Origin of the sequence: Burkholderia sp. AU27893 (genome assembly GCF_002223205.1) — a bacterium.
Taxonomy (GTDB): domain Bacteria; phylum Pseudomonadota; class Gammaproteobacteria; order Burkholderiales; family Burkholderiaceae; genus Burkholderia.
In genome coordinates, this window is record NZ_NKFD01000001.1 from 1,583,216 (window position 1) to 1,607,851 (window position 24,636).

The 24,636-nt window shown below is 65.8% G+C and carries 33 protein-coding genes and 2 tRNA genes; 14 read left to right on the forward strand and 21 right to left on the reverse strand.

All coding sequences use genetic code 11. The features are described 5' to 3' along the window. Positions 1 to 68 precede the first annotated feature (68 nt). The 9 genes from CFB47_RS40270 to CFB47_RS07575 all read left to right on the forward strand — a co-directional run bounded on the left by CFB47_RS40270 (position 69) and on the right by CFB47_RS07575 (position 4,813). Positions 69 to 485, forward strand: coding sequence for a hypothetical protein (locus tag CFB47_RS40270; protein ID WP_143330815.1), 417 nt, complete (start codon positions 69 to 71; stop codon positions 483 to 485). Continuing rightward, a complete protein-coding gene (locus tag CFB47_RS40275; RefSeq protein WP_143330816.1) occupies positions 482 to 1,720 on the forward strand; it encodes a hypothetical protein in 1,239 nt (412 codons plus the stop codon). Before CFB47_RS40270 ends, CFB47_RS40275 begins: the two co-directional genes overlap by 4 nt. 7 nt (positions 1,721 to 1,727) lie before the next feature. Beyond that, positions 1,728 to 1,937 (forward strand): hypothetical protein, encoded by a 210-nt coding sequence (locus CFB47_RS07555; protein WP_089460817.1) that lies wholly within the window; start codon positions 1,728 to 1,730, stop codon positions 1,935 to 1,937. Next, complete coding sequence (locus CFB47_RS07560) at positions 1,934 to 2,212, forward strand: hypothetical protein (protein ID WP_089460818.1); 279 nt, start codon at positions 1,934 to 1,936, stop codon at positions 2,210 to 2,212. The genes CFB47_RS07555 and CFB47_RS07560 overlap by 4 nt, the downstream gene beginning before the upstream one ends. Continuing rightward, positions 2,199 to 3,071 carry a lysozyme gene (locus CFB47_RS07565; protein ID WP_089460819.1) on the forward strand — a complete coding sequence of 291 codons (873 nt, stop codon included), beginning with the start codon at positions 2,199 to 2,201 and terminating at the stop codon, positions 3,069 to 3,071. Before CFB47_RS07560 ends, CFB47_RS07565 begins: the two co-directional genes overlap by 14 nt. Then, positions 3,068 to 3,352: a hypothetical protein gene (locus CFB47_RS07570; RefSeq protein WP_089460820.1), complete on the forward strand. Its 285-nt coding sequence runs from the start codon at positions 3,068 to 3,070 to the stop codon at positions 3,350 to 3,352. The genes CFB47_RS07565 and CFB47_RS07570 overlap by 4 nt, the downstream gene beginning before the upstream one ends. A 2-nt stretch (positions 3,353 to 3,354) precedes the next feature. Next, positions 3,355 to 3,639 (forward strand): hypothetical protein, encoded by a 285-nt coding sequence (locus CFB47_RS40280; RefSeq protein ID WP_143330804.1) that lies wholly within the window; start codon positions 3,355 to 3,357, stop codon positions 3,637 to 3,639. Next, positions 3,636 to 3,857: a hypothetical protein gene (locus CFB47_RS40285; RefSeq protein ID WP_143330805.1), complete on the forward strand. Its 222-nt coding sequence runs from the start codon at positions 3,636 to 3,638 to the stop codon at positions 3,855 to 3,857. The genes CFB47_RS40280 and CFB47_RS40285 overlap by 4 nt, the downstream gene beginning before the upstream one ends. 314 nt (positions 3,858 to 4,171) lie before the next feature. Further along, positions 4,172 to 4,813 carry an SOS response-associated peptidase gene (locus CFB47_RS07575; protein WP_089460821.1) on the forward strand — a complete coding sequence of 214 codons (642 nt, stop codon included), beginning with the start codon at positions 4,172 to 4,174 and terminating at the stop codon, positions 4,811 to 4,813. Between the two features lie 125 nt (positions 4,814 to 4,938). Here CFB47_RS07575 and CFB47_RS07580 read toward each other — a convergent pair. Further along, positions 4,939 to 5,015: transfer RNA gene (locus tag CFB47_RS07580), tRNA-Pro, on the reverse strand. A 139-nt stretch (positions 5,016 to 5,154) separates the two neighbouring features. Here CFB47_RS07580 and sixA point away from each other — a divergent pair. Then, a complete protein-coding gene (gene sixA, locus CFB47_RS07585; protein WP_089461378.1) occupies positions 5,155 to 5,616 on the forward strand; it encodes a phosphohistidine phosphatase SixA in 462 nt (153 codons plus the stop codon). A 170-nt stretch (positions 5,617 to 5,786) separates the two neighbouring features. Then, positions 5,787 to 6,593 (forward strand): GNAT family N-acetyltransferase, encoded by an 807-nt coding sequence (locus CFB47_RS07590; protein WP_011351620.1) that lies wholly within the window; start codon positions 5,787 to 5,789, stop codon positions 6,591 to 6,593. A gap of 200 nt (positions 6,594 to 6,793) precedes the next feature. Here CFB47_RS07590 and CFB47_RS07595 read toward each other — a convergent pair whose 3' ends face one another. Further along, entirely contained in the window at positions 6,794 to 6,964 is a 171-nt protein-coding gene (locus tag CFB47_RS07595; RefSeq protein ID WP_011351621.1) for a hypothetical protein, read from the reverse strand. Positions 6,965 to 7,100: 136 nt separating this feature from the next. Here CFB47_RS07595 and CFB47_RS41110 point away from each other — a divergent pair, with 136 nt between their 5' ends. Beyond that, positions 7,101 to 7,277, forward strand: coding sequence for a hypothetical protein (locus CFB47_RS41110; RefSeq protein WP_089439761.1), 177 nt, complete (start codon positions 7,101 to 7,103; stop codon positions 7,275 to 7,277). A gap of 19 nt (positions 7,278 to 7,296) precedes the next feature. Here the strand turns inward: CFB47_RS41110 and CFB47_RS07605 are convergent, their stop codons facing one another. The 6 genes from CFB47_RS07605 to CFB47_RS07625 form a co-directional block, all read right to left on the reverse strand. Then, a complete protein-coding gene (locus CFB47_RS07605; RefSeq protein ID WP_089460822.1) occupies positions 7,297 to 8,661 on the reverse strand; it encodes an MATE family efflux transporter in 1,365 nt (454 codons plus the stop codon). A 10-nt stretch (positions 8,662 to 8,671) separates the two neighbouring features. Continuing rightward, the gene (locus CFB47_RS07610) at positions 8,672 to 8,995 is read right to left on the reverse strand and encodes a DUF2288 domain-containing protein (RefSeq protein ID WP_089439763.1); all 324 of its coding nucleotides are present in this window, start codon (positions 8,993 to 8,995) and stop codon (positions 8,672 to 8,674) included. A 76-nt stretch (positions 8,996 to 9,071) separates the two neighbouring features. Further along, on the reverse strand, positions 9,072 to 10,700 hold the full coding sequence (locus CFB47_RS07615) for an acyl-CoA synthetase (protein WP_089460823.1): 1,629 nt from the start codon (positions 10,698 to 10,700) through the stop codon (positions 9,072 to 9,074). A 153-nt stretch (positions 10,701 to 10,853) separates the two neighbouring features. Beyond that, entirely contained in the window at positions 10,854 to 11,000 is a 147-nt protein-coding gene (locus CFB47_RS41115; protein WP_174935323.1) for a hypothetical protein, read from the reverse strand. Between the two features lie 68 nt (positions 11,001 to 11,068). After that, entirely contained in the window at positions 11,069 to 11,770 is a 702-nt protein-coding gene (locus CFB47_RS07620; RefSeq protein WP_039347625.1) for a peptidoglycan DD-metalloendopeptidase family protein, read from the reverse strand. Between the two features lie 165 nt (positions 11,771 to 11,935). Further along, positions 11,936 to 12,847 carry an aldose epimerase gene (locus tag CFB47_RS07625; protein ID WP_089460824.1) on the reverse strand — a complete coding sequence of 304 codons (912 nt, stop codon included), beginning with the start codon at positions 12,845 to 12,847 and terminating at the stop codon, positions 11,936 to 11,938. Between the two features lie 478 nt (positions 12,848 to 13,325). Between CFB47_RS07625 and CFB47_RS07630 the strand changes: the two genes are divergently transcribed. Both CFB47_RS07630 and CFB47_RS07635 read left to right on the forward strand, forming a co-directional pair. Further along, on the forward strand, positions 13,326 to 14,156 hold the full coding sequence (locus CFB47_RS07630; RefSeq protein WP_039347620.1) for an undecaprenyl-diphosphate phosphatase: 831 nt from the start codon (positions 13,326 to 13,328) through the stop codon (positions 14,154 to 14,156). Positions 14,157 to 14,324: 168 nt separating this feature from the next. Next, positions 14,325 to 14,401: transfer RNA gene (locus tag CFB47_RS07635), tRNA-Arg, on the forward strand. Positions 14,402 to 14,411: 10 nt separating this feature from the next. Here the strand turns inward: CFB47_RS07635 and CFB47_RS07640 are convergent. From CFB47_RS07640 to CFB47_RS07700, 13 genes are all read right to left on the reverse strand, one after another. Then, on the reverse strand, positions 14,412 to 15,506 hold the full coding sequence (locus CFB47_RS07640) for a site-specific integrase (RefSeq protein WP_089460825.1): 1,095 nt from the start codon (positions 15,504 to 15,506) through the stop codon (positions 14,412 to 14,414). Between the two features lie 208 nt (positions 15,507 to 15,714). Beyond that, complete coding sequence (locus CFB47_RS07645) at positions 15,715 to 15,990, reverse strand: hypothetical protein (protein ID WP_089460826.1); 276 nt, start codon at positions 15,988 to 15,990, stop codon at positions 15,715 to 15,717. A gap of 8 nt (positions 15,991 to 15,998) precedes the next feature. Then, positions 15,999 to 17,402 (reverse strand): DEAD/DEAH box helicase, encoded by a 1,404-nt coding sequence (locus CFB47_RS07650; protein WP_089460827.1) that lies wholly within the window; start codon positions 17,400 to 17,402, stop codon positions 15,999 to 16,001. Beyond that, positions 17,399 to 17,542 carry a hypothetical protein gene (locus CFB47_RS41120; RefSeq protein WP_179258909.1) on the reverse strand — a complete coding sequence of 48 codons (144 nt, stop codon included), beginning with the start codon at positions 17,540 to 17,542 and terminating at the stop codon, positions 17,399 to 17,401. Before CFB47_RS41120 ends, CFB47_RS07650 begins: the two co-directional genes overlap by 4 nt. Next, positions 17,539 to 17,832: a VRR-NUC domain-containing protein gene (locus CFB47_RS07655; protein ID WP_089460828.1), complete on the reverse strand. Its 294-nt coding sequence runs from the start codon at positions 17,830 to 17,832 to the stop codon at positions 17,539 to 17,541. The genes CFB47_RS41120 and CFB47_RS07655 overlap by 4 nt, the downstream gene beginning before the upstream one ends. Continuing rightward, positions 17,829 to 18,194 (reverse strand): hypothetical protein, encoded by a 366-nt coding sequence (locus CFB47_RS07660; RefSeq protein ID WP_089460829.1) that lies wholly within the window; start codon positions 18,192 to 18,194, stop codon positions 17,829 to 17,831. Before CFB47_RS07660 ends, CFB47_RS07655 begins: the two co-directional genes overlap by 4 nt. 2 nt (positions 18,195 to 18,196) lie before the next feature. After that, positions 18,197 to 20,278, reverse strand: a complete 2,082-nt coding sequence (locus CFB47_RS07665; protein ID WP_089460830.1) for a hypothetical protein — start codon at positions 20,276 to 20,278, stop codon at positions 18,197 to 18,199. Between the two features lie 270 nt (positions 20,279 to 20,548). Beyond that, positions 20,549 to 21,097, reverse strand: a complete 549-nt coding sequence (locus tag CFB47_RS07675; RefSeq protein ID WP_089460832.1) for a DUF2815 family protein — start codon at positions 21,095 to 21,097, stop codon at positions 20,549 to 20,551. After that, complete coding sequence (locus CFB47_RS07680) at positions 21,094 to 21,282, reverse strand: hypothetical protein (protein ID WP_089460833.1); 189 nt, start codon at positions 21,280 to 21,282, stop codon at positions 21,094 to 21,096. Before CFB47_RS07680 ends, CFB47_RS07675 begins: the two co-directional genes overlap by 4 nt. Continuing rightward, positions 21,279 to 22,565 (reverse strand): DUF2800 domain-containing protein, encoded by a 1,287-nt coding sequence (locus tag CFB47_RS07685; RefSeq protein ID WP_089460834.1) that lies wholly within the window; start codon positions 22,563 to 22,565, stop codon positions 21,279 to 21,281. Before CFB47_RS07685 ends, CFB47_RS07680 begins: the two co-directional genes overlap by 4 nt. Further along, the gene (locus CFB47_RS07690) at positions 22,562 to 23,650 is read right to left on the reverse strand and encodes a hypothetical protein (protein ID WP_089460835.1); all 1,089 of its coding nucleotides are present in this window, start codon (positions 23,648 to 23,650) and stop codon (positions 22,562 to 22,564) included. Before CFB47_RS07690 ends, CFB47_RS07685 begins: the two co-directional genes overlap by 4 nt. Position 23,651: 1 nt before the next feature. Next, the gene (locus tag CFB47_RS07695) at positions 23,652 to 24,080 is read right to left on the reverse strand and encodes a hypothetical protein (RefSeq protein WP_089460836.1); all 429 of its coding nucleotides are present in this window, start codon (positions 24,078 to 24,080) and stop codon (positions 23,652 to 23,654) included. A 3-nt stretch (positions 24,081 to 24,083) separates the two neighbouring features. Then, entirely contained in the window at positions 24,084 to 24,479 is a 396-nt protein-coding gene (locus CFB47_RS07700; RefSeq protein ID WP_089460837.1) for a hypothetical protein, read from the reverse strand. Positions 24,480 to 24,636: the final 157 nt, after the last annotated feature.

Genomic DNA, 24,636 nt, shown 5'->3' on the forward strand with positions numbered 1-24,636 from the left:
CAGAGACGATGATGCCGATCCAGAATTTTTCCATGACGCTCGCCTTTTCGATGAGGGGATTCTAAACCATGGCTTCGATTCTCCCCAACGGAAAAAACCAGTTCACCGATTCGAACGGGCGCCCGCTCATCGGTGGAAAAGTTTTTTTTTACGTACCGAACACCGAGACGAAGAAGGACACGTGGCAGGACTCGGCAATGACGGTGCCGAATACAAACCCGATCATCCTTGACGGCCGCGGCGAAGCTGCGATTTGGGGAACCGGAAAATACCGACAGGTTCTGTACGACGCTAAATCGAACCTCATTTGGGACACGATTGTTTCTGCGCCGGTTACATATACCGATTCCTCGGGGAGCACGATCAATCGTCCGTCGGAGGTTTATGTCGGAATGCCTTTCTTCGATACCACACTGAATGAACCTATTTGGTGTGCTTCGATTTCGCCGATCACTTGGGTAAACGCAGCTGGGGTTTCTGTATGAAAAAATTATTCGCATGCCTTATTGCGTGGGCGTTTCCCATTGCCGTGCTGTCACAAACTTTCCCAGTCAATAATCTGATCGTACAGGGCTCCGCTACCTACAATGGCGGCGCACAGAAGGTCGACGTGACGGGATCGACATCGACCGGCACGTATATTTCTGGCGCCGGAATTTACAGCTTCTATCCTACGGTCGGCCATGACGTTGGCGACCATCAGCGCGCACAAGCCTATTTCAGCTTCGTTCCTGCGCAAGACGCGACAATCAGTGAAACCGGCATCGCGATCAACGCCAATATGAATACTGGATTCGCGAAACCGTGGACACCATCGACTTCCTATAACCGCGGCGATTACCTCGACGCGAACGGGAATGTCTATTTGAATACGACGTCCGGAACATCGGCTTCGTCCGGAAGCGGGCCGAGCGGTAATGGTTCCAGTATTGCCGATGGATCGGCGGTGTGGGCGTGGCAATGTCACGACCAGTGCAACGCGAAGATGCCGCTCTTCGTTTCGGCTGTTGCTGGCAGCAATGCAGGTCATGTATGGGCAGGCGACGTCGACCTGGTGCTGAATCCGGGTTGGCGTGGCCAGTTTGCCGCGGCATGGGAATCGGACATGACCAACAACTCTGGTGCGGACTGCCCCGGGTGTCAGAATTTCTTCGCTACCGGTGATGCTGGTCCGAATCCCGTACAGGCAGCGTATTCGGCCTATGGCCCGTCATCGACCCTGTACTCGTGGGTCAACGGCGTGCAGGTCGTCGGCACGAGGGCATACAGGAACGCAGCCTATTACGACTTCTCGTTCGGTGGTCAATACGGTCTTCAGCTGTCCGGCAGCTATGGCACCGCCGGGATCATGATGTCGCACGACTTCGCGCAGATGCGGTTCGGTGCCGGCACGTCGTCGAACCTGAACCGGTGGCGAATTTATTCTGGCATCAACAGCACGAGCGACGGCGCGCTGACCTTCCAGCATTCGACCGACAACTTCGCTTCGAACTTCACGAACGGCCTGATTCTCTCCAACGTCGGCGACGCGACGTTCACCGGCAGCGTAATCCTGCCCGGGCTTCCGACGAACAGCTTGCCGACCTGTAACGCCGCCCAGAACGGGGCCGTGCGATACGTGACCGACGCGAACTCGCCGACGTACAACGGCCCGTTGGTGGGCGGCGGTACCACGAAAACACTCGCTTTCTGCAACGGTACGACCTGGACGACACATTGAGGCTCAAATGACCAAAGAAACGATCGCTAACGGGGCGAGTGCGGTTGCGAATGCCACGTCACCAATTGCGGTACCGACAGGGGGGGTCGTTACGTGGTGGACCTGGCTGACCGGCCATGACATCTCATGGTTTGTGGGCGCACTGACGATCGTGCTGCTGCTGTTGCAAATTCGTGACCGCCTGTTTCCGCGGCGCACTCAGGGAGGAGCGCAATGAAGCTTTTTGTCGAAGACTGGAAGGAGGTTCATCGGTGGTGGTCGGTGCGCGTGAGCGCGCTGATGCTGATCTTGCTTGCTGCGATCCCGGCGCTCGACGAGCAGTATCCCAAGCTCGCCCCGTCTTTGCTCGCGCTGTTTCCGAAGCACGGGCAACAATGGGTGCCGATCGTTGGCGTGCTGCTGACTGTCGCCGCGCGCGTCGTCAGCCAGGCTGGCTTGATCGACAGCATCAAGCGGCTATTCGGGAAGGGCGGCAACGATGGCGCTCAATGATCTCATCCGCGCCATCCTCGCACTGTTCGGGCACGCGCCGGCCGCTGCGCCGGCGCCCTCGGTTTCGCCAAGTAGCACGCCGGCCGCTGCGCAAAAGCCGGCAATCGCTGCGCCGGCGGCGGCCATCGTGCCGGTGGTTCCGGTTCATGTAACACCCTCGGAATCGGTCGGAAAACCGGAAGTCGCGGTGCCCGCGATGCAAGCATCCTCCCCGCAAAGCCTTACGGATCAAGGCGAGCGAGCCGCCATGGTCGCCGACGATGAGGCGTGGCTATCACTCGCGCGGCCGTTGTCGCAGCATTTCGAGAATTGCTACCTGACGGCTTATCCGGATCCAGCGTCGCCGCTTGGGAAGGCGCTGCAGGCGCGCGGCCTCTGGTACAGGGTACTCGGCGGCGAGCCGATCCCGAATGACCCGGTGCTGCGTGCGCTCAGCGGCGCGCCGTGGACGTGCGGATGGGGATCGACCGGGCCGGACGTGAAGCAGGGCACGCGGTGGACGCAGGAGCTGGCCGACCTGCGGCACGACGAGAACCTGCGCACATCTGCGGTGCTCGTCGAGGCGGCCGCACGCGTGCCGCTGTCGGCGCAGCAAAAAGCCGCAATGGTCTGCATCGTGAACAACGTCGGCGCGGGCCGTGCGGCACGTGCAGGCGAACCGGGTCGCGACGGCATCATCACGCTGGCGAGCGGCCAGCCGTCGACGCTGCTGCGCCACCTTAACATCGGCGATTATGCAGGCGCGGCCGACCAGTTTCCGGCATGGAACAAAGCCGGTGGCGTCGTGGTGCCTGGTCTCGTGCGCCGGCGCGCGGCCGAGCGCGATCTCTTCCTCAATGGCAAATGGAGCACCTCATGACGATCATCTCCATCCTGCTGAAATTCGGCCCGTGGCTGCTCGCGGCGGCTGGCGTGCTGTTCGGCATGTTCCGGCATCAGCAGGCCGCTACGGCCACGGCCAAGGCGGCGGCCACCGTCGCGCAGGCCCAGGCTACCGTTGATGCCGGCAACGCCGCGGCAGCGCAGGTCGGACAGCAGGCGGTGGCGACAGCGGCCGTCGCTCAGCAGCAGGCAGCGGCGACGCCGGATTCAAACCTCGACGCGCGGCTCGCCGACCTCGGTGCGCTGCGGAAGGATTGACAATGCGATCACTCAACATTTTTCTCGGCGCTCTCTGTGCGATTGCGCTGATCGAATCAGCACACGCGGAGCCTAATATCGTGCGGCGTCATGGCCCATCGATACAAATGAACCATATCGTCGTGTGCGAAGACCTGAACGCCCCGAACCCATCTGGCCGGGGTTTCCCGGCTATACCTGAGACGGGTGAACTTACGCCTGAAGGCTATGCTGAATTTCAGAGCATGCTGAAAGCGCGGTTTCCTGACTGCCCGGCCACAGACAACCCGACATCGGAGGCGCGATGAATGGGCAAGCTGTCTTCGTCATCGGCTGTGGTTTGCTACTGGCCGGCTGCCAGACCTGTCCGACGGTGCCGCCGGCGCGCATCGTCGATACCGCTTGCCTGTGGGTCAAGCCCATGACGGCATCGCCAGCTGACACGCCCGAGACGAAGCGCGAAATCCTCGAGTACGAGCTCGCGCGGCGAGTGAACTGCCGGACGTCTGCCCCAACTCAAAAATAGCGCTGTGCGAGCGCGTCGCAGGTCTCATCGTCCAGTTCATCGAGGCCCGTCGCTCGCACCCAGCAGGAGCATCCGTGGTTCGGTCTCACGCGCATGGGCGAGCATCGCGGGTGCGTGCAGTGTGCGATACCGGCGCCGGGCTCTGCAGTTCCGGCCCAATGCTCGCAGGTCCAGCACGTGTGCATCACCGTGCGGATATGCAGGCCAATGTATCTGCCACTTTTCGATTCCATGATGCGATCAACAACTGTATGGATATACAGTCTATCGCCCGGTAAGATGGTCCCGTCAAGAACGAAATTTGGGGACGGTCTATGTGTACCAATTACCGCGCGCCGGGCGAGGAATCGGGCCTGAGCGAGTTGAAGATCGACAATTTCAGCGACCTGTACCGACGCGCTCCTTGGAAGGACGAGATCTGGCCTGACTATCTTGCACCGATTGTGCGTGCGGCCGGCGACGGCGCGGAAGCCGTCGTCGCCAATTTCGGGATGATGCCGAAGGCGTTCCAGCCAGCCGGTAAGAGGTTCATGACCGTCAACGCACGGGCGGAGACGGTGGGCGAGAAGCCGGCGTATCGAACAGCGTGGCGCGCCGGCCAGCGCTGCCTGATTCCGGTGAAATGGGTCTACGAGCCGAACTGGGAGACGGGCAAGCACGTGCGCTACCGGATCGGGGTCGGCGACTGGCACCCGTATTGCGTCGCGGGTGTCTGGCGTGCGTGGCGTGGGGCAGACGGCGTCGAAACGCTCGCGATGGCGATGCTGACGGTGAATGCTGACGAGCACCCCGTGATGAAGCACATGCACCGGCTCGACGACGAAAAGCGGTCTGTCGTGATCGTGCGGCCGGCCGACTATGACGAATGGCTGCACACGCCGAATGTGGACGTCGCGCGCGCAATGCTGCAGTTGTACCCGGCCGACGACATGGCGGCCGAGCCGGCGCAAGCGTAGGTGTGCCGGGCGCCGCAGGGCACACTGGAGATTCGATTTTGGAGAAGGGGGATTTTTGAATTTGGAGACGGTTTGCGGTGGGTTTATGAACCCCCCCGCAAACCGTTGTACCGCTTGGGTGTTTGTGGTCGGAGCGATAGGATTCGAACCTACGACCCTCTGATCCCAAATCAGATGCGCTACCAGGCTGCGCTACGCTCCGACGAGCCAAAGATTGTATCGTTGAATATCCGATCCGGTCAATCCCTATATGCGGGCAAATGCCGCGGCGGCAAACGCCCGAAATTTGCGACAATTCGCCCGATCATCGGCGGCCCGCTTGCCGAAGCAAGGAGAACATCATGATGAACCTGATCCTGTGGCGCCACGCCGAAGCCGAAGACTACGCGACGAGCGATCTCGCGCGCCAGTTGACCGTCCGGGGCCGCAAGGACGCGCAGGCGATGGCCAAATGGCTGCGTGGCCGGCTCGAGACGAACGCCGTGATCCTCGCGAGCCCGGCGGCCCGCACCGTGCAGACGGTCGAGGCGCTGACCGACCAGTACCGGACGGTCGACACGCTCGCGCCGGGCGGCGGCGTCGACGACGTGCTGGCGGCGGCCGGCTGGCCGGAGGGCATCGCGCCGACGGTCGTGATCGTCGGTCATCAGCCGACGCTCGGCAGCGTTGCCGCGCAGCTGATCGCCGGCGGCGACGACAGCTGGAGCGTCAAGAAGGGCGGAATCGTGTGGCTGGCGAGCCGCACGCGTGACGGCAGCCGGCAGGCCGTATTGCGTGCGGTATTGACGCCCGACCTGCTCTGAGGCCCGCCTGAAGAGCTTTGAAGGGATTGATCATACGGTTTCGCAAGCTTTCTGCTAAAGTCAATTCGGCGACACGTCATTGAAAGGACACGGTCGTGCCACATAACGGTCACGGCCGATTACTACATTGGCGGGCATGTCGTCCTATTCCTTACGACCAGGAAAGCCTAATGCGAGAACTGCCGACGCCTACGCTCCCTTTTGCCTCGCTGCCCCTCGACACGTCGCGGCGCCATCTGCCGCGCGCTGCTGAAACCGTCACATCGGAGTATCGCCTGCGCGCCGCGTGGGCGCGTACGGAAGACGAATTGCGCGAAGCCCAGCGCCTGCGTTACAGCGTGTTCGCCGAAGAGATGGGCGCGCAGGTGAGCGGCCCCTCCGGTCTCGACGTCGATCCGTTCGATGCGTACTGCGACCACCTGCTGGTTCGCGATCTCGACACCCTGAAGGTCGTCGGCACGTATCGCGTGCTGCCGCCGCACCAGGCGGCGCGCGTCGGCCGCCTGTATGCCGAAGGCGAATTCGACCTGTCGCGCCTCACGCATCTGCGCGGCAAGATGGTCGAGGTGGGCCGCTCGTGCGTGCACAGCGACTACCGCAGCGGCGCCGTCATCATGGCGCTGTGGGGCGGCCTTGGCGCGTACATGATGCAGAACGGCTACGAGACGATGCTCGGCTGCGCGAGCGTGTCGATGGCCGACGGCGGCCACTACGCGGCGAACCTGTACCAGTCGCTGTCGGCAGGCTCGCTGACGGCGCCGGAATATCGCGCGTTCCCGCACACGGCCCTGCCGGTCGACGAACTGCAGACGGGCACCGTCGTGGCGCCGCCGCCGCTGATCAAGGGTTACCTGCGTCTTGGCGCGAAGATCTGCGGTGCGCCGGCCTGGGATCCCGACTTCAACTGCGCGGATTTCCTGACGCTGTTCCGCCTGTCCGACATCAACGCGCGCTACGCCCGCCACTTCCTGGGCTGAGCCGTCGGAATCGCGTCGCGCCCGCGGGGGCGCGCGCAAGCGAACGCCGTCGCGTGGCACGTGCCGCGCGACGGCGTTCGTCCATCTGATCGACGAGTGCGACCGGACCCTGTTAATTTCGGCGATACGCAATCCCCAGCGTGCCGCGGGACGGCACGTTCGAGAACGGCCCGGGGAAGGGCCGGACGGCAGCGGCGCGCTTAGTGCTTGCGCCGCCAGTCGAGCAGGTGGTGTTCGGCCATCCAGTGGTGGATCATCCCTTCGCCTTCATGGCTGCGCTTGTATTCGCGCGACTCGAAGAACGACAGGGCGACTAGCACCATCAGACCGACGAACAGCCCGATCAGGCCGGCAATTTCTTCAGACGACATGGCAGCCTCCTTTCCGCGGCACAGCGCCATGCGTACATAGTAGGACATGCGCGGCGCGACTCCGAAGCGAGATTTCCGCTAGACTCGGCGCGGTCCCGGCGTGCGATGGGCGCGCCGATTTCCGGAGCCCTACCCGATGAACCGTTTCATGCTGGCCGTGCTGGCCGCATCCTTGCTCGCCGGCTGTACCAGCGATCCGCATCAGGCCCGTCGCGGCCATCCGCCGGAAGATCCAGCCGACTATCACGGCGTGCCGACCGACATGACGCCGCCGTCGATGCTCGACGCGCCGCCGCCGAAACCCACGCAATAACGGCCGGGTCGGCCCGCCGTCAGGCGTGGGCCGCGGGCGCGTCGGCGCCGATGTGCCGCAACAGCGCCGGCAGGTAGCGCGCCAGCGTCGCGCCGCGTGCGGCCATGAACAGCAGCAGCGCGAACCAGAGGCCGTGATTGCCGAACGTGCCGACGGCGGCAAGCGTGGCCACCACGAAGATCGAGAACGACGCGACCATTGCACGCATCAGCGATTGCGTCTGCGTGGCGCCGATGAACACGCCGTCGAGCAGGAAGCCCCAGACCGACACGATCGGCGAAAGCGCGGCCCACGGCAGGTAGCGCAGCGCCATTTCGCGGATCTCGGCCTGGTCGGTCAGGCGCGCGACGATCCAGCCGCCGGCGGCCCAGTACACGAGCGTGAACAGCAGCGCGCCGAGCGCCGACCAGAACAGCGTGACGCGTACGGCCTGCCGGAACGCGCTGCGGTCGCGCGCGCCGGCCGCCGCGCCGACGAGCGCCTCGGCCGCATGTGCGAAGCCGTCGAGGCCGTACGCCATGAACGTCTGGAAATTCAGCAGCAGCGCGTTCGCCGCGAGCGTCGCATCGCCCTGTTTTGCACCGAGGTGCGCGAACCAGCCGAATGCGCCGAGCAGGCACAGCGTGCGCAGGAAGATGTCGCGATTGAGCACGATCAGCCGCTTGAGCGCGGCGCGGTCGGCGAGTGCTCGTACCGCGATCGGCGCAAGGCCGCGCGGCCACAGCCGCCACAGCATCCATGCGCCGAGCGCGAAACCGCATGCGTCCGCGGTGGCCGTCGCGGCGCCGATACCGGCAATACCCCAGCCGAAGCCATACACGTAGAGCAGCACGGCGCCGATGTTCACCGCATTGATGAACACCTGCGCGACGAGCGCGAGCCGCACGCGCTGCATGCCGAGCAGGTAGCCGAGCACGACGTAGTTCGCGAGCGCGAACGGGGCGCTCCAGATTCGCGCCTGGCTGTAGGCGAGCGCCGTGGTGCGGACGGCATCGCTGCCGCCGAGCGCGGACAGCGCAAAAGACAGCAGCGGCACCTGCAGCGCCAGTACCGCGGCGCCGAGTGCGAACGCGACGATCAACGCGCGCAGCAGGTTCAGGCGGATCCCGGCGGCGTCGCCGGCGCCATGCGCTTGCGCGACGAGGCCGGTCGTCCCCATCCGCAGGAAACCGAACCCCCAGAACACGAAATTGAAGAACAGCCCGCCGAGCGCGACGCCGCCCAGGTACTGCGTGCCGTCGAGGTGGCCCGCGACGGCCGTGTCGACGGCACCGAGGATCGGCTGGGTCAGGTTCGCGAGGACGATCGGGAACGCGAGCGCGAGGACACGCCGATGCGTGACGGCGGCCGCGCCGGCCCCGTGCGGTAACGCGGCTTCGGACATGGCGGACGCGTCAGGCGCGTTCCTGCACGCAGACCCAAGGCGAGACGACGACCGCCCACAGCTCCGGGTTGCGCGCCGCGTAATCGGCAGCGGTTTCGGCCGGCATGCGCGCGACGAGGCCCGACGACAGCCAGCGCGTGACCTGCTCGGCATCGTCGTCGGCAACGGCTTCCGCCACGCTGACGAGATCGAGGTCGCGTGCCACGGACAGCAGCTTGCCCTGCGCGAAGAAGCGTTCGAGATCGCACCAGTCGATCTTGGCGGTTTCGCCGAGGAGTTTGGCGTAGAGCGGGCTGTGCGACGCGCCCGCGCCGGAGTGGTGATCAGAGGACATCGTTTTCTAGGAAAGACTGCGTAGTGGCGCCACTATAAACCATCCGGCCAAGCCGGCGGCACGGCGGGCGGCCGGCCTACGCGTCGCGCAGCGCGCGGCGCACGATCTTGCCGGTCGCGGTCATCGGCAGGCTGTCGACGAACGCGATCGCGCGTGGATACTCGTGCGCGGCAAGGCGCGTGCGCACATGTGCCTGCAGCGCCTGCACGAGCGCCTCGTCGCCGGCGTGGCCGGGATTCAGCACCACGAACGCCTTGACGATCTCGGTGCGCGTCGCGTCGGGCACGCCGACCACGGCGGCCATCCGCACCGCCGGATGCGTGAGCAGGCAGTCCTCGATCGGGCCCGGGCCGATCCGGTAGCCGGCGCTCGTGATCACGTCGTCGTCGCGGCCGACGAAGCGCACGAAACCGTCGGCGTCGATCGTGCCCGTGTCGCCGGTGAGCAGGTAGTCGCCGGCGAACTTGTCGCGCGTGGCGTCGGGGTTGCGCCAGTATTCGAGGAACATCACCGGGTCGGGGCGGTGCACCGCGATGCGCCCTTCGACGCCGGGCGGCAGCGGCGTGCCGTCCGCGTCGACGATCGCGACCGCATGGCCGGGCACCGCCTTGCCGATCGCCCCGGGCTGCGCATCGAACAGCGCCGCGCACGACGACAGCACCATGTTGCACTCGGTTTGCCCGTAGAACTCGTTGATCGTCACGCCGAGCGCGTCGCGCCCCCAGGCCGTCAGCTCGGTGCCGAGCGATTCCCCGCCGCTCGCGACGGATTTCAGCGACAACGCGTAGCGTTCGCGCGGTGCCGGGACGGTGCGCATCAGCTTCAGCGCGGTGGGCGGCAGGAATGCATGGGTGACACCGTGCCGCGCCATCAGTGCGAACGCCGCGTCGCCGTCGAATTTCTCGAAGCGACGCGCAAGCACGGGCACGCCGTGATGCCACGACGGCAGCAGCACGTCGAGCAGGCCGCCGATCCATGCCCAGTCGGCGGGCGTCCAGAACAGGCGCGCGTCGCGCGGGAAGCACTGCTGCGACATCTCGACGCCCGGCAGGTGGCCCAGCAGCACGCGATGCGCGTGCAGCGCACCTTTCGGTTTGCCCGTCGTGCCGGACGTGTAGATGATGACCGCCGGATCATCGGCGGCCGTATCGGCCGGCACGAAGTCGGGTGTTTCGGCGGCGAGCGCCGCGTCGTAGCGCAACACGCCCGGCTGATCGGGCTGATCGGGCGCATCGTCGCCGATGCAGTAGACGGTATGCAGTGCCGGCAGCCGGGCGCGCAGCGGCGCGATTTTCGCGTAGCCGGCCGCATCGGTGACGAGCGCAGCCGCGTCGCTGTTCGCGAGCCGGTATTCGAGCGCATCGACGCCGAACAACGTGAAGAGCGGCACCGCGATGGCGCCGAGCTTGTACGCGGCGAGGTGCGCGACCGCCGTTTCGGGGCCCTGCGCGAGAAAGATGCCGATCCGGTCGCCGCGCCGCAGGCCGGCGCGCGCAAAGCTGTTCGCGAGCCGGTTAGAAGCATTCTTCAAGTCGTCGAACGTGAAGCGAACAACCTCGCCTTGCGCCGTTTCGTGGATCAGCGCGAGGCGTCCGCTGCCGTCCGCCCATTTGTCGCAGACGTCCACGCCGATGTTGTAACGCGCCGGAACGTCCCACCCGAAGCGGGAGAGCAGGTCGTCGTAGCGGTCGGCGGCGGGCAGCATCGAGGTGTCTCCTGGGGGCGAACGTGATGTCGGCCGATTGGATTACATCAGGATTTCACGCAGACGAATCCACAATGGCGTCTGAGGGTAGGGAATCTTCGTACTCGTCCAATAGCCTCGGCTCAGTGCACGATTCCACAATGACGCATAAGATCACGAAAAAATCAGTGTGTGACCATGGATTTGCTTCTGATAGCTGCGGGGTTCAGCCTGATCGGAATCGGCGTACTGGTAGCGTTTGCCCGTCACGTCGATCCGTTGTCCGGCCGGTTCACCGGACGTCTGCGCAAGCGCTGACATCACCTTTCCCGGTTTTCACCGCGACGACACGCGATGCGTGCCGGCATCGCGTGTCGTCCATCGGGTGCTCAGCGCGCCGGCAGGTAGCGTGACGGGTCGATCGATCGGCCGCCGTAGCGCAACTCGAAATGCAGCGCGACGCGATCGCTGTCGCTGTTGCCCATTTCGGCGATCGATTGCCCTTGCGTGACCGACTGGCCTTCCTTCACCAGCAGCGCGCGGTTGTGCGCGTAGGCGGTCAGGTAGTCGGCGTTGTGCTTGAGGATGATCAGGTTGCCGTAGCCGCGCAGCCCGTTACCCGCATAGACCACCACACCCGGCGCAGCCGCGACCACCGGCGTGCCCGGCGAGTTCGCGATGTCGATGCCCTTCGATTTCGAGCCGTCGAACGTGCGGACCACGTTGCCGGCGGCCGGCCAGATCAGCGCGATGCTCGAGGCCGGCTTGACGGCCGATTCGACCGGAGCGGACGGCGCGGGGCGGGCCCGGCCGGCACTGCCGGTGCCGGTGGTCGACGGCGTCGATGCGGTGGTCGTGCCGGGCGGCGGCGCGACGCGCAGCACCTGGCCGACTTCGATCGCATCGGGGTTCGTCATCTGGTTCCAGCGCACGATGTTCGATACCGACGTGCGGTTGTCGCGCGCGATCTTGTAGAGCGTATCGCCGCGCTCGACGCGATAGAACCCGGGGCCGACGGGCGCGGAGCCGCACGCGACGAGCAGGGCGGCGCAGGCGGCTGCGAAGAGTCGCTTCGTTGTTGTTCCGAACATTGAACCTCGCAAAACCCTGCCGCGCGTGACGCGACAGGCAACACAAAACGTCCGATTTTAACGGGTTCGACCCGTGCACCGCAGTTTGGGCCGTTATCGGGGCTGCGGCGCGCCGGTTCCACGCGTGGCCTGACGGCGTTTCAGCCTGCGTATCAAGCCCGTGTATCAGCCGGCGAGCGGGAGGACGCGAATCCGCAGCGTGGCCGTTTCGGTCGCGCCCGGGGCAAGCAGGCGCAGCCCCTGGCCGTTGTGGATCGCATCCGGCAGCCCGAGCCACGGCTCGACGCAATAGAAGTCCGAATCCGGCTTCTCGGTCCAGGTCGTCACCGCGTACCACGGGATCGAGCCCGGCACGTCGAGCGCGATCTCGATCCTGCGGCGGCGGCCCGGCATCACGATGCGCACCGGCGTGGCCGGCACGCTGTCGAGGCAGTGGAAGCGGTCGAGGATGTCCGGGTTGTCGAGGCGATAGCGGGCCTCGCCCGGCTCGGGCGTGCTGATCGCCCCGTCGGCCTGCTGCGCGCAACGATGCGTGGGCGGCAGCTCGAGCGTGGTGTCGGCGCGTTCGCCGTGCGGCAGCGCGAAATAGAAATGATGGCCGGCGTAGTAGGGCAGCGGCGTGTCGCCGCGATTGGTCGTCGTCAGCGCGACTTCGAGCGTGTGCGAGTCGGCCAGCCGGTAGGTCGCCTCGAACCGGAAGTCGAACGGGTAACTGGCGCGCAGCGCGTCGGTCGCGTCGAGCGTCATCGACAGTGCGGTGCCGTCGGCCGACGGGCGCGCGGCGAACGGCAGGTCGCGCGCGAAGCCGTGCATCGGCAGGTCGCGCACCACGCCGGCGGCGTCGCGCCAGCGGCCGAGTTCGCCGTCGACGCGGTGACGGCCGAGGAACGGGAACAGCAGCGGGTTGCCGCCGCGCACGCGTGCGAGGTTGCTCCAGTCGGCCGAATCCGGCCAGAAGATCACCGGTTCGCCGTCGACATCCCATGACAGCAGGCGGCCGCCGAATTGCGGCGCGATCCGGACGAGCGACGGGCCGGCGTGAAGTTCGTGAATGTCGTGTTGCTGGAAGGTCGGCATGGCGAATCGGGTTGGGCGGGTGGACGGGAACGGCGCGCTCCATTATCGGGCCGTGGCGGCTCGGGGAAAACCCTTCTCGGGAAATTGCGAGTTTTTCAGACTGTCATCGGTCGGGATAATGCCTCTAAACCGGTGATGTTGCCGGGTCATGACACTTCGTGGAGGGGGCCATGGATCTGGCAATGGCAATGGGTATCGCACTGTTCGGCATGTTCACCGGCAGCACGGTATTATTTTTCTATCAGCTCGGCCGCTGACGGCAATTCCTGCCGAAGTCGAAAGGCCCGCCATGCAAATGGCGGGCTTTTTGCTTTCTGAGTGCTTACAAATTGCAAGCGTTTGTGTGCATTGCCGCAATATCCAGCCAAATGCCTTGGCGCAGTAATCCGGGCTCGGCATAATCGGGGCGCGTTTTTACGGACGCGCATCGCGTCGTCCGCTTCTCTTTCCGCTTAATTTTCACTAAAAGGACCGACGCGTGAGTCTCTGGTTTCTGGTATTCCTGAGCGTCCTGCAGGGCGTCACCGAACTGTTCCCCGTCAGCAGCCTTGGCCACACGCTGCTTGTGCCGGCGCTGTTCGGCATGCACATCGACAAGCACGCACCGCAACTGCTGCCGTTCCTCGTCGCGCTGCACCTCGGCACCGCGCTGGCGCTGCTGTGGTATTTCCGCGCGCGCTGGATCGCGCTGATCAGCGGCTTCTTCGCGCAGCTCGGCGGCCGCAAGAACGACGATGGGCACCTGATGTGGGCGCTCATCATCGGCACGATCCCGACCGGCATCGTGGGGCTGCTCCTCGAGAAGCGCATCGAACGCGTGTTCCACGACCTGCGGATCGTCGCGGTCGCGCTGATCGTGAACGGCGTGCTGCTGTGGCTCGGCGATCGCATCCAGCGCAGCCGCGCGCATCAGGCACCGGAGAAGATGACGTTCAAGCAGGCGTTCTTCGTGGGTCTCGCGCAGATCGGCGCGCTGATTCCGGGCTTCTCGCGCAGCGGGCTGACGATGATCGCCGGCAATGCCGCGGGGCTGACGGCGGAGAAGGCCGCGGAATTCTCGTTCCTGCTCGGTACGCCGATCATTTTCGCGGCGGGGGTGCTTGAGCTGCCGAAGCTGTTCCATGCGCGCGACCAGCTCGCCGATGCGCTGCTCGGCGGCGTGCTGACGGCGATCGCCGCGTATCTGAGCGTGCGGTTCCTGATGCGCTACTTCGAAGGGCGTGGCCGGCTGGCTTCGTTCGGCGTGTATTGCGTGATCGCCGGTGTGTTCTGCCTCGGCTGGTTCATGCTGCATCCGCAGCCGGTTTGACGCTGCGAAGGTCGATCTCGCGTGATGCGGCGCGATGATCGGGTATAATTTCGGGCTCGGCTTCATGCCGGGCCCGTTTTGTTTCGGGGCTTCGAGGTTGGCGGTTTTGCTGCCGCTTGAAGCTTTGTGTCAAATGCGGCCCGCGCAAGCCGTGTCTTTTCTTCCCGACCGCCCTTAGCTCAGTTGGATAGAGCAACGGCCTTCTAAGCCGTAGGTCACACGTTCGAATCGTGTAGGGCGGGCCAGCTAGAAGCCTTATGCAGCAAGGGATTGCGCCGCTTCCGACAGCGGCGCTTTTTGTTTCTGCTCGACCGACATTGACAGAAACTTGACGTTGCCGGCGTGCTGAGCCAGATGGCTCGGCGCGAGGTGCGCGTACTTCTGCACCATGGCAACGGTCTCCCAGCCGCCCAGTTCCTTCAGCACCATCAACGGCGTGCCGCGCTGCACGTGCCAGCTCGCCCAGGTGTGCCGCAGGTCGTGCCAGTTGAAGTCGACCATCCCGGCCGCCTTGCACGCCTGCGCGAAGTCCCGCTTGTCGATCTGCCCGATCAGCTTCGGCGGCCCGTCGCCGCGCGTGTACCCGCGCGTGAAAACGAGATCCGTCGCCGTCTCGGCCCGCCGCGCGAGCACGCTCATCGCATCCTCGTTCAGCGGCACTGACCGCGCGCGTTTCGACTTCGCGCCCTCGTGCGTGATCCACGCGTTGCACTGCGCGAGATCGAGCTGCGAGACGCGCAGGCCGAACAGCTCGGACTCACGCATCCCGGTCGCCACGGCCACGATCGCGGCGTCGCGCATCCACGGCAGGCGCAACGCATTGATCATCGCCATGATGACCGCCGGCGGCTCCCAGCGCACCCGCACGTCGGGCTCCTCGAACCGCTGGAGCTTCGGCACGCGATCCAGCCACTCCCACTCGACGCACAGGTTCAGCATGCGCCGGATGGTGTTGACGTAGCGGTTGCGCGTGCCAGGCGCGAGCAGCTTTCTGGGTTCACCGTCTACCAGCTTGTGCGTCGGCAGCGCGTCGAAGATCCTGTCGGCCGTCAGCAGCCGCACCGGCGTCGCGCCGAACTGCGCACGCCAGTACCGCACGTGCCGTATCTTGCCGGCGTAGTCGCGCTGCCCGGCGCACTGCTGAAGGAACCGCACGGCCGCGTCCTCGAACGTACGGTCGGCCTTCTCCCCGAGCTTGTCCTGCCGCCAGAGGTCGGCCTTCAACCGGTCGTGGTACTCCTGCGCGGCTTTCTTGTCGCGGGTTTCAGCAGAGCGTCTAATTCGCGTGCCGTCTGGCGCGCTGATGTCGAGATGGTAGAACCCGGACTTTTTATCTTTGCGGATTGACATTTATCCTCCATACCGACCCGCAGCGATAGCCGGTGCGGATTGTCACGCGTTTCCGTCAGCTCGGCAAGCCGGGCCGGCCAGACCCGCCACAGGCGGGAGCCCGGCAGCCGGAATCCGATCTTCTTGCGCATCGCGAATACGGTGCTGTACGAGAGCTGGAGGCGGTCCGCGACCTGCTGCAGGGTGAGGGCGGTTTCGGGGTCGTCGGTCACACCTCACCTCGTTGCTTCAGAGCTTCATTGGTGAAGCCCCATGCAAGACGCACGCGGTCTTCAATGCTCGATATGGACTTTCCGCTGCGCGTCCATCCCTGCGCGGCTAATGCGACCGGCAATGTGGCAAGGAACGCACGATCGCGAAACGCCTGGCGCTCGCGCGCTTCATGTTGCCGCTGACGGTCGGACTTCCTCTTTCGCTGGCCGGCGGCGTAGCCGCGCTGGTACGCACGCGCCTCGGCCTGCTTGATTTCGTCGTCGCTTGCCATTTCTAGTCCTAATCGATAGCAGGATGAGAACGCTTCATCGCCGAGAGCAGCAGGTCCTGCACTTCCCGCTTGCTCTCGCGTCGCTCGAGTACCAGCTCGTCGATCGTGTCGTGCGCGATGATGTGGTGGATGAACACGGGCCGGTCGTGGCCGGCTTGCTTCTGGCGCGTCGGGCCGATCCGCTCGACGATCTGCAAGTACTGCTCCAGATCCCACCAGTGGCCGAACACGGCAAGGATGTTGCCCCCGTCCTGCAGGTTCAGGCCGTGGCCGGCGCTGGCGGGGTGGGCGAACATGATCGGGATCTTGCCGGCGTTCCAGTCGCGGATCGTCTGCGGGTCCTGATCGAGCGCGCGGCCGCGCGGGAACGCGCGCATCAGCCGCGCGAGGTCGGATTTGAAGTGGTACGCGACGAGCACCGGCATGCCGGCGGCTTCCTCGACGATCGATTCCAGCGCCTGGAGTTTCCCGTCGTGAACCTCGGCCCACTGCTCGCCGCGCTCGTCGGTGTACACCGCGCCGTTGGCGAGCTGCAGGCACTTCATCGTGCGGCTCGCTGCGCTGAATGCCTCGATCTTGTGGCCCGTGTCGAGCGCGAGGAACATTTCGCGCTCCATCGCGCGGTACATCGCGCGGGCCTTGGGGGGCAGCTCGACGCGGATCACGTTGACGATCGGCTCATCAATGTCGAAGTAGTCGCGCGCATCGAGCGACAGACAGAGGTCGCGCATGCGCTCCTCGATCTCGGCCTGCGCGTGTGGCAGCGGCTTGAGCTGCGTCGCGTTGCGATCGGCGCCGACCTGAATCGTCTGAAACCAGCGCTGCCGGAACGCATCGAAGCTGCGGCCGAGCCGCACGCCGCGGTCGAGGAACCACGACTGGCCCCAGAGATCCTGCAGGCCGTTCGGGCTGGGCGTGCCGGTGAGCTCGATGAAGCGGTTTGCGCGCGAGTGCGCGACGCGCGCGAGCTGCTGCGCGCGCTTGCCGCCTTGGCGCAACCGAAACGACTTCAGCTTCGTCGACTCGTCGGCGACGATCTTGCGGAACGGCCAGCGCTCGCCGTACGTCTCGACCAGCCACGGCAGGTTGTCGTAGTTCGTCGTGTAGACGGACGCCGGTCGCGCGAGCGCGGCGCGGCGCTGGTCGGGCGTGCCGACCACGGCCGATACCTCGATGTTCCGAAGGTGGTCCCACTTTGCGGCCTCGTCCGGCCAGGTGCTCGCCGCGACGCGCAGCGGCGCGAGCACGAGCGTCGGGCCCGGCTCGACCAGTTCGAGGATGTCGAGCGCGGTCAGCGTCGACACGCTCTTGCCCATCCCCATGCCGGCCCACGCAGCGCCGCGCGGCGTGTCGAGCAAGTGGTCGATGATCGCGTGCTGGTACGCGCGCGGGGTGAACGGCCGGCGGCTCATGTGCCGTACCCCACTGCATGGCACTCGATCGGCGTCAGGCCGTGGTACAGGCGGAAATGGCCGATACCGAGAGTGCTGGCGAGGCAAAGCGTCATGGCGACCGCGCCGACGCAGGCGAGCAGATAGAGGAGCGGCTTCACGCGCACACCTCCGCAAGGATTTGCTCGACCTGGGCGAACGTGTCGATCACCTCGACGCGATGCCCCATCTTGCGGAGCAGCTCCAGCACCGCCGGCTGCGTGCGGCGCAGCGGCATGTTCGGCGCCTTGCACTCGATGAAGAACACGCGGCCGTCGGCCGTCAGGACGATGCGGTCGGGCACGCCCGGGAAGCCGGGCGAGATGAACTTCAGGCAGAGGTGGCCGGCCTGCGCAAGGCCGAGTACGAGGCGGTCCTCGATCTCGTGTTCGAGCGTGCTGAGCTTCTTCATGCCAGCACCTCGTCGACCCGCGAGAAGGAATCCACGACCTCGACGTACTGGCCGGCGGCGCGCATGCGCTCGTGCTCGCGCACCTGGTGCGCTTCCGGCGGCACGCCGGGCGCCTTCAGCTCGACCCAGACAGTCAGCGGCGCGCGGCGCTGATCGAGCGCGCGCTTCGCGTCCTCCATCCGGCAGCAGTGCTCGTCACGGTATCGCAAGACTTCAGCGGCCGTCGGGCACTTGCCGCGCGCTGGCAGCATCACGATCCGATCCGGCGCGCCGCGCCGGCCGATCCACTTCACCTTGCGGACCTCGCCGCCGAGCGCTTTCACGCGCGCGACGAGGTAATTTTCGATGTCGCTTTCGCGCATGATCAGTCCTTCCTGTAGCGGTAAGCCTCGAAGCCGGCGGCCGCGAGCGGCAAGCCGGCCGCCCACGCCGGCGCGACGACCATCAGGTCGGCGAGGCGATCGGAGTTGAATTCGGGGGCGTCGGGGGTCTCGGTGATCAGCTCGTCGTGCACCGACAGGACGATGTCGTAGCCCGAGAGCTCGATCGTCGGCATGGGCGCGGCCAGCACGTCGCGCGCGATCGCCTGCGTGACGTTTTCCGCGAGCTTCCCGCCGTAGGTCTTCAGCCGCGACCACTTCCGGCTGTACTGGTTGACGCCCATGTAGCTGAGCTTCCCGGAGCCATCGACCTGCGGGCCCGGGTAGCAGAGGAACCGGCCGGACGGCAGACGGATGCGCAGCCATGCGCCGTCGCGGCGCAGCTTCAGCGTGCGGCACGTCAGCGTGCGGCCCGGTATCTGCGTGGCGGCGACTGCCGCGTCCTGCAGATCAGCCCAAAACGATGTGATCTCGGGATGCGCACGGCGCCAGAGCCGCTTCAGCGCGTCGCAGACGATGAAGGTCTTGTCGGCGAGACCGAACTGGCCGAGATTCTTCAGGCGGCGCCATTCGAGGAAGTCGCGCGCCTCCTCGAGCACGTCGTCGGGGATGCTCGGCCACGCGGCCTCGGCCATCGCGTCGAGATCGATGCCGTATGTCGCTGCGCCCGTCAGGAATGCGCCGACGCCGCCCTCATAGCCGAGCATCAGCTCCATGACCTTGCCGATCTGGCGCATCAGGCCATCGCCGGACTTCTTGTTCTCCATCACGACTTCGGGCGTCGTGGCGAACGCGGCCGCGTACGAGACTGCGTAGAGGTCGTGCCCGGTGCCCGCGTCGAAGTCGCGGAACTTGTCGAGCTTCCAGCGCTCGCCAGCGATCCACGCGATGACGCGGCCTTCGATGTTCGACAGGTCGGCCACGACCAGCTTGCGGCCGCGCGGCGCGACAATGCAGCCGCGGATCGCGTTGCTGGTGATCTGCATCACGTCATCGAAGACCAGATCGGCGCAGCCGGCGAGCAGCGCGTCGATGCCGCTGTCGATCTGCTTTTGCTTGAGCGACGGGCGCGGCAGGTTCTGCGGCTGGAACAGCCGGCCCGCCCACCGACCCGTGCGCGACGCGCCGTCGAACTGGAGCGTGCCGCGCAGTCGGCCGTCGCGGCTCACGCCCTTGGCGAGCGTCTTGTACTTGCTCGTGCTGGTCGTGCTGGCCTGCAGGCGGATCGCGAGCAGCTCGCGCAGCTCGATCGGCAGACTGGCGTCGTTGATGCGCCGCTCGAGCGTGCTCTGCTGCAGATCGGGCAGATCAACGCCGTGTGCCTCCAGCAGATGCCGGAGCAGGGCGTCGCGCTGCGTCGCGGCCTGCACTGCACCGTCGGTGAGGTGCTGCGTACGCGCGGCGAGCACCTTCTTCGCAGCTTCGACGGCGTCGATCGCCGCGTGCGTCAAGTCCACGTCGACCTGTACGCCGCGGTCGTTGATCTGCTGGTCGAGATGCCAGAGTGCGAGCTCGTCGCCGGTGTAGTTCCACTCCGGCAGACGCATGTGCACCTCACGCATCGCTTCGATGTCGAGGCCTGCATACTCGACGAACTTCGCCCAGTCGGCCGGCCGCGTGTGGCGGTCGTGACGGCGGATCGTCTGGTTTGCCGGCTGCGGCTTGCAGAACAGCAGGATCAGCCGGCGGCCGTCCTTGTCCTTCGCCTTGTCGACCGGCACCTTCAGGATCTCGCACAGGTCGCCCAGCGCGCCGGGCAGCGAATGTGCGTAGGCCTGCACCATGGTGTCGCGCCAGCGTTCGATCGGCAGGTCGTAGCCGGCGTGGCGCAGGACGGTGCGGTCGAAGTGCGAGTTGTGCGCGAAAAGCAGCACGTCGGGATCGTCGAGCGCCGCGCGCAGTGCGGGCGGTATGGGCGCGCCGGTCGTGCAGTCCCACACGGACACCGGGCCATCGTCGATCGCCCAGGCGAAGAGCAGGATCTCGACGCCCTCGGCGTACGCGTGCGTGCCGTTCTGGATCGGCACTTCGCTGTAGGTTTCGAGGTCAACCCAAAGGCGATTCACTGAATCACCTCGAAGTCATCAAGCGCCGCGCGGCCCATATCGCATTTGTGAACCTTGCACTTTCCTTCGAGGAGCACCCAGTTTCCGTCGCCGTCGTCTTCCCAGCGCAATCCGGTCTTCCCGCACCGATTGCACGATGTCGACCTCGGACCAACCGACCGACCGCGCCCGTGGATAATCGCGTCTTCGTTATCGTCGAAAAATGACATGGAAGTAGGTAGGAATCCGAAATGAACGTGCGTCACCGCGCCAGCGGCGACGCACGTCGGGTTACACGAGGTCGCCGGCGTCCGCGCCGTCGGTGATTTCGTCGAACTCGTCTTCGCTGGCCGCGCCGCCGCCCGCGAACGCGTCACCGTCGCGCAGGAACTGCACGCCGCGCAGGCTCGCGTTCACGCGCTTGCCGAACGAGTTGTCTTGCGCCCAGAGTTCGACGCTCGCGTTCACGTAGCAGCCGGCGTACGGCTTGCCGTCCTGCTCGGTGAGCGGGGTCTTGTCCTTGTCGATGACGAGCGGGCGCGTGGCCGAGCGCGACGATACGAACAGGTTGCCCGGGAAGCCGTCGTAGTTGGACTTCAGGTCGCCGTCGTGCAGCGCGATTTTGTCCTGCGCGCGCATCTGCTTCAGGATCGCGTCGGCCTTGGCGCCCCACTTGTCCTTCGCGACCTGGTCGATCGCGGCGTTCAGTTCCTTCACCTGCGGGTCGGCCGGATCGATGAGGAAGGCGGCCGAGAATGCCGGCTTGCCTTCGCCGTTGACGGTCTTTGCCTCGAACAGTTGCGGGAATGCGAGGCGGACGTTGCTGAGCTTGATTTTCATGCGGTTTCACTCCGGAAGTAATGGGGGTACTGCTCCTTGACCCGCGCGACCGCGCTATCGACGGCGCGCGCGCGAGCGCACTCCGGCGAGTACGGCCGGCAGGACATGGAACGGGGGGTTTGCGCTGCCCGCTGCAGCAATTCGGCAGCGTCGTCGGGCAGCACGCGGGCGCGGACCTGTTTCATACGAGATCCTCTGCACTCGATTCGTCGTGGAACTCGCCCGCGTCGGCCTGCACGACGAGCGCAGGGCGCTTGTCGGACTCCGGCGCCACGCTCGGCGAGCCCTCCGACTGGGTGATGAGCTGCTGAAGCTTCGGCCATTGGCGCGGGCCGATCGCGCCGGCCTTGTGCAGCTTCTCGGCGGACGTCGGCGAGATCAGCTTCAGGTCGTACATCTCCTCGACCTTCAGCCGCATGCCCTTCAGCGCCTGCTCGGCGTCGTCTTCGTTCGACCAGCGGCGCGCGCCGCGGCGCCCCTCGACGAGCTTGAACCCCGGCACCGGCCGGCCGGCGAGCAGCTCCGTCTCCGCGCGAGCCCGCACGGCCTTGCACCAGCCTTCGATGAGGTCGAGCGCGCGCATCGCGGTGCCGAGATCCTCGGCGGTGGTCGGCGTCAGCGCCTTCAGTGTCATGGCGTGCTGCTCGGGGCTCTGCGTGAACGTGGCGATGTTCTCGAAGTCGCTGCCGACCTCGGCCTGTACGCGCGCCGCGAGTGCCGGGCAGGTCGCCTCCGCCTTGCAGAACCGGCACTGATCGGCGCCAGGCGCGAGGTAGTGCTCGTGGATCTCGTTGTACTTACGGAAGTACTCGAGCCCGGCCATGCAACGGTCGGCGCGCGGCTTCACGTCCTGCGCAAAGCTGCGCAGGTCGCGCACCGAGATCGTCCACTCCGAGATGTGGTCGAGCCGCGGCTGGATGATCGCGAGCCGCACCTGCTCAAAATCCGCAACGATCTCGAATTCCTGCAACGCGGCAGCCGCGTACAGCATCAGCTGCTCGTTGTGATCGGCGTCGACTTTCACACCCCGGCCGTATTTCAGGTCGGCGACGATCAGCTCGGTGCCCGCCAGAATGACGGCGTCCGAAGTGCCGTGCGCGTCGAGCTCGCCGGTGAACGTCGAAATGTCGAGGCGCTGCTCGATCATCAGCTCGCCGCCGATGGATCGGACGAACGCGAGGTATTTGCCGACCTGCAGGGCCATCTCGTCGTCGACCTCGAAAAGGCGCACGTTCTGCTCGTTGTCGTGCCAAAACGCGCCTTCTTCGCCGACGGCAATCACGCGGCCGATCGACTCAGTCGGGTTCTCGTCGAGCGCCAAGCACTCGGCTGCGAGAAAGTGCGCGGCCGTGCCTTCGTCGGCGAACTCGCTGGACGTGTCCGGCATTACGGATTCGAGCGCGACACTGCCCGAGCACGCGAGCCAGCGATGCGCCGCGCTGGGGGAGAGGAGGGCGTGCGCGCTCATTCCGACACCTCGACGAACTGGCCGGCGCTGTCGACGCGATACCAGGTGTCGGCCACCAGACCTTCGCCTTCGTAGCCGACGGCGAAACGCACGCGTTCGTTCGCGTCCTGATACGCGATCGACACCGAACCGCCCTTGGCAACCTTGAACTTCGCGCCGAGACCTGCGACCGCGACAACGCAGTTTTCACCCGTCGCGTCGATCCGCGCGTAGTTGCCGCTGGAGCCGATCCGCGCGGAGTAGCCGCTGGAGCCGATCCGCGCGGAGTTGCCGCTGGAGCCGATCCGCGCGGAGTTGCCGCTGGAGCCGATCTGCGCGTAGTTGCCGCTGGAGCCGATCTGCGCGTAGTTGCCGCTGGAGCCGATCTGCGCGGAGTTGCCGCTGGAGCCGATCCGCGCGGAGTAGCCGCTGGAGCCGATCTGCGCGGAGTTGCCGCTGGAGCCGATCCGCGCGGAGTTGCCGCTGGAGCCGATCTGCGCGTAGTTGCCGCTGGAGCCGATCCGCGCGGAGTAGCCGCTGGAGCCGATCTGCGCGTAGTTGCCGCTGGAGCCGATCTGCGCGTAGTTGCCGCTGGAGCCGATCTGCGCGTAGTTGCCGCTGGAGCCGATCTGCGCGGAGTCGCCGCTGGAGCCGATCTGCGCGGAGTAGCCGCTGGAGCCGATCTGCGCGGAGTCGCCGCTGGAGCCGATCTGCGCGGAGTAGCCGCTGGCATCGCCCTCGGTCGGAGCATCCACCTCCGACGGCGTCGCGAACGCGTCCTTTACCAGACCTAGCATGTACTGCACGGCAGCCGTGATGATGCCCGGCATGCCGATCTCAGCGTCGAGCGTGATCTTCGCGGCTGCGACCTTGCTGTCGTCGCCATCGCGGCTCACGCTGCCCGACAGCGTGACCCTGCAGAAACGCGACTGGTGAACGGGGTAGTACGCCCAGGTGTCGAGCGGGTTCTCGCATGCATGGAAGCCCGACGAGCACGCTTCGACGCGTCCTTCGTGCTCGTACGTCTTGCCGACCTCGTACTGGAAGTCGCGGCAGCGCAGGTCCTTGTCGAAGCCCTTGTAGGCGTGGATGGTCGTGTCGTCCATGTCAGGCCTCCGCGCACGCTTTGATCAGCGCGGCGAACTGCTCCGGCTTCACTTCAGGCAGCTTCGACGCGCCGAACTTCTTCAGCACGTCGATCGCGACCGCGCGGCCCTTCGTCTTCGCCAAGCTGGTCACTGCAGCCGATGCCTGCTCGTACGTGACCGGAGCCTCGTCAGCATCCGACGCGGTCTGCGCCGCCGGTTCGTCCGCAGGCGACGCACCGCCGTCGGAGTTCGCGTCCTTCTTGTCGGACGCATCGCCAGCCACCGCAGTACGCGGGGTACGCGCAGCAGCCTCCGTCGACGCATCCGGCTTTTTTGCGGCTTCGCCCTCCGGCTGCGCGGCGGCCGGTTGCAAGTTCAGCGCGAGCAGCGTCTCCGTCAGCTTGATGACGGCGGCGGTATTCTCGGCGATGGTTTTCTCGATACTCATGGATCAGGACTCCTGATTGGTAGGCTGCAAGAAAGCAGCGAGGCGGGTGAACACTTCACCCGCGTCTTCGACGAGGGCAAAGAACTTGCGAGTGAATTCGAGGTCGTGACGCAGCTGCAGCGCGTTCTCGATGCCGTGCTCGCCGATCTCCTTCAGCAGCCCGATCGTCGTTTCCGTATCGGTGATCCCGGCGTCGAGCAGGTTCTTGACGTCCGCGGCGCTGGCGCCGAACTCGTCGAGCACGGGCTCGAGGTCCAGCAGGCCCGAATCGACGATGGCTTCGAGGCGCGCGAACAGCGCGAGCTCGGCGGGCGTGACGGTGAGCGAGTCGCGCTCGGTGTGGAGCACGGTCAGGAGTTCGCGGTCGCTGAGCCGCGACAGGTAGTCAACGGTCAGCATACGGATCCCCCAAGGTGGGCCTTGCGTTCTGCAGCGGTACCCCAATACGTGACCCAACGCGCAAAGGCCCCATACGGAGTGTTATCAAAAGGGTTGAAGCACGTGAGCTTGCCGCGCGTGCAGCGCCAAAAGCCCCGGCTGTAGAAGATGTGCCACG